Below are 2,921 nucleotides of genomic sequence, written 5' to 3'. Positions count from 1 at the left end.
GTACCTGACCCCGTTGATTTGCACCTCGGTGGAACCCTGCGTGGTGGCAGCCAGTTTGGCGTAGGGCTCGCCCAGGTCCTTGAGCTGCTTGAAGCTGTGCCCGGCGTCACGCGGGTCGACCAGCACGGTGCCGTCCTCGATCAGCATTACGTAGCCGCTTTCGCCGAGCTTGATGCTTTTGACCAGTTCGGTGAGGTTTTTCAACGAAACGCTCACGACCAACACACCCTTGGCCTTGCCAGTATCATCGAGCAGTGCCCTGGCACTACCGACCAGCGCCACAGCGTCCTTGTCATAGTAGTAAGCAGGGGTTCGCACCGTTTTGCCGGGGCTGACCATGGCGGCTTTGTACCAGGGGCGCAAACGCGGGTCGTAGTTCGACAGCTGCGGGTCGTCCGGCCATTTGGCGTAGCTGCCATCTTCCAGGCCGATGGAAAGGATTGCGGCGGCCGGGTGCATCGAGCCATAACGTGCGAACGCATCGATGACATGCTGGGCAGCCGRTGGCAGAGGCTGGCTGGCGGCATCGGCGGCCTCATAGTGCTTGAGGCTGGCGACCGATTTGTATACAGGATCAGTGGCCATTTGATCGACATTTTGCTGTGTACCGTCGAAAAACTGCCGAATATTACCGTCGATCTGGCGTATTTCACGGGTGCTGCCATCAAGAAACTGATCGACCGCCTGAGCCCGAATATTCAGCACCGATATCACAGCCACCAGGCTTACCGGAATGAAGGCGACCAACACAAAAGCAAGGACGAGCTTGTTTTTTATTTTCATTATGACGATCACCATCCTGGGAAGTGAGGTACAAATAGCCGAATCACACGGATTAATGGCGATTTGCCGTTTAATCTGTTTCGGCTGATTTTGTCGGACCTTTACCGTTTATTCGTGTACAACAAAAGCAACGATTGCTCTCAATATGTGCACTGATCGACAAGCCTCTATCTTCATGCGGCTGCGTTGGTGAGCTGATTCCTGTATCAGCTCGAATCAGCTCACCAGGATGCTGGTCGAGCGGGCCCTTGAGGCCAAAATGATCGAATACCTGACACCGCGTGCAACGGCGATCCGCCAGTTGCTGGCGCATCAATGGATGCCTGCCGGAGAAGATCTGCGGACCGGACTCGCCCATCCTTCAGCCCTGCCATACTGTTCAGCATGACTCGTGCAACCTTCCGCTTCTACGAGGAGCTCAACGATTTCCTGCCGGCCGAACGGCGGCGGCAGTCCTTTACCTGCGAGTGCGCGCGAGGGGCGACGGTCAAGCACATGATCGAGGCGCTCGGGATACCGCACACCGAGGTCGAGCTGGTGCTGCTCAACGGCGAGTCGGTGGGCTTCGAGCGGGTGATCTTCGACGGTGACCGGCTGGCGGTGTATCCCAAGTTCGAAACGCTGGACATCAGCCCGCTGCTAAAGGTTCGTGCGCAACCTTTACGGGTGCTGCGCTTCGTTGCTGATGCGCACCTCGGCGGGCTGGCCAACCTGCTGCGCATGAGCGGCTTCGACACCCTCTACGACAATCGCTTCGAAGACGCCGAGATCGCCGAGATCGCGGCGCAGCAAGGACGCATCGTGCTAACCCGCGACCGCGAACTGCTCAAGCGGCGGATCATCAGCCACGGCTGTTACGTGCATGCCCTGAAACCGTCGTTGCAGTTGCGCGAAGTGTACGAGCGCCTCGACCTGGCGCGTAGCGCGCGCCCCTTCAGCCTGTGCCTGCATTGCAACCTGCCGCTGCACGAGATCAGCCCGGAACTGGCTCGGCCACTGGTGCCGCCACGCGTTGGTGCGCTCTATTCTCACTTCGTGCGCTGCGACGCCTGCCAACGGATTTACTGGGAGGGTTCGCACTGGCGTGGCATGTGTGCACTGCTGGCACCTCTGCTGGACCGATAGTCGAGTGCATCGGGCAGATAACGGCCAAAAGCGCTCAAGTGCACACCACAAGGCTCTGGCCCGATATTTAAGCTGATATCATTCGAAAACGTACAAGCCGAGTAGAAAAGATGAATCGTCGTAAAAAAATAAATCAGTTATTAAAGGCTAACGCCAAAAAGGCCAGCGCCAAATTGGCACCGAAAAGCAAGTCCAAATACATTTGCAAAGCTGACCGATTGAAGCTGGCGGCTGAATCCAGTCTCGACTCAATCACTTCTTCCGAGAGCTGATCTGTGTCGCTTAAGCACCACCTGGATTTACACATCAGCAGGCAGTGCTTTCGGCGGATTTATCTCGCGGCTACGCACTAGCGACGGTAGTAGCGGTGATCGTCATCGTAGCGGTGCTCATGATGGCGCTCCCAATCACGATGGCGTTCGGCTTCCCGGCGCGCTTGTTCTCTGCGCCATTCCTCTCTACGCCATTCGTCTCGGCGCCAATCTTCTCTACGATCGTGCCAACGGCCGTCACGCCAGTATCGGTCGTCATGGGCAAGCAACGGCCCTGGCTGCTTGCCGGCCATACTGGCCAAGCTCGGCCAAGGGTTTCCGGCAGCCTGGACCGGAGCCTGAACGGCTGCGACTTCAGTTGCGAAAACAGGGTTTGAGGTCTTCATCTGTGATGCTGATGCCGAGCCCACTGCCGCAAACGCGAACAGGCTGAGGAGCACCATCCGTGGGACATAAGATTTCATGGGCGAAGACAACCTCTGATTGACAATTGGACGTGGCGCCATTTGGCTGCGGGAAACCTTCGGGTCGCGCTTACCGAGCTTTATGTGCGTATCCACATAGACCGGTAAATAGGGAAAAGTTCTAGGAGGCCRCTGCATAAATAGCTGACGGCCCCTCAAACAACAGAGGGATGCAACGCACGTCCTGATCCGAAGGCTTGCTGGAGCAGGCGCAGAAATGAGCTTCAACGTGCCAGCGTTTTTACACACTCAGATCCAGAAGCAGCCCCTCTACAAA

General features: G+C 57.2%; 5 protein-coding genes. 3 read left to right on the top strand and 2 right to left on the bottom strand.

Annotated elements, in window-relative coordinates; translation table 11 throughout:
* On the bottom strand, positions 1 to 783 hold a 783-nt coding region (locus AC1DH9_RS26375), incomplete at its 3' end, for a cache domain-containing protein (RefSeq protein ID WP_477809085.1).
* 259 nt (positions 784 to 1,042) lie between these two features.
* Here AC1DH9_RS26375 and AC1DH9_RS26370 point away from each other — a divergent pair.
* The 3 genes from AC1DH9_RS26370 to AC1DH9_RS26360 all read left to right on the top strand — a co-directional run bounded on the left by AC1DH9_RS26370 (position 1,043) and on the right by AC1DH9_RS26360 (position 2,180).
* Positions 1,043 to 1,171: a hypothetical protein gene (locus tag AC1DH9_RS26370; protein ID WP_427546912.1), complete on the top strand. Its 129-nt coding sequence runs from the start codon at positions 1,043 to 1,045 to the stop codon at positions 1,169 to 1,171.
* The gene (locus tag AC1DH9_RS26365) at positions 1,168 to 1,908 is read left to right on the top strand and encodes a Mut7-C RNAse domain-containing protein (RefSeq protein ID WP_427546909.1); all 741 of its coding nucleotides are present in this window, start codon (positions 1,168 to 1,170) and stop codon (positions 1,906 to 1,908) included. Before AC1DH9_RS26370 ends, AC1DH9_RS26365 begins: the two co-directional genes overlap by 4 nt.
* Positions 1,909 to 2,018: 110 nt before the next feature.
* Positions 2,019 to 2,180, top strand: a complete 162-nt coding sequence (locus AC1DH9_RS26360; protein ID WP_427527521.1) for a DUF2986 domain-containing protein — start codon at positions 2,019 to 2,021, stop codon at positions 2,178 to 2,180.
* Between the two features lie 77 nt (positions 2,181 to 2,257).
* On the opposite strand, the gene AC1DH9_RS26355 is transcribed toward AC1DH9_RS26360, so the two are convergent.
* Positions 2,258 to 2,644: a hypothetical protein gene (locus AC1DH9_RS26355; protein ID WP_427546906.1), complete on the bottom strand. Its 387-nt coding sequence runs from the start codon at positions 2,642 to 2,644 to the stop codon at positions 2,258 to 2,260.
* Positions 2,645 to 2,921: the final 277 nt, after the last annotated feature.

Source organism: Pseudomonas sp. 05T35 (genome assembly GCF_056396605.1).
Note: the sequence above shows the minus strand (reverse complement) of the source record. Positions and strands in the feature narration are given on the sequence as shown.

What these genes read in the sequence shown, in the direction of transcription:
- AC1DH9_RS26370 (WP_427546912.1), top strand. Translation starts at nt 1,043, where the DNA reads ATGATCGAATACCTGACACCGCGTGCAACGGCGATCCGCCAGTTGCTG.
- AC1DH9_RS26365 (WP_427546909.1), top strand. Translation starts at nt 1,168, where the DNA reads ATGACTCGTGCAACCTTCCGCTTCTACGAGGAGCTCAACGATTTCCTG.
- AC1DH9_RS26360 (WP_427527521.1), top strand. Translation starts at nt 2,019, where the DNA reads ATGAATCGTCGTAAAAAAATAAATCAGTTATTAAAGGCTAACGCCAAA.
- AC1DH9_RS26355 (WP_427546906.1), bottom strand. Translation starts at nt 2,644, where the DNA reads ATGAAATCTTATGTCCCACGGATGGTGCTCCTCAGCCTGTTCGCGTTT.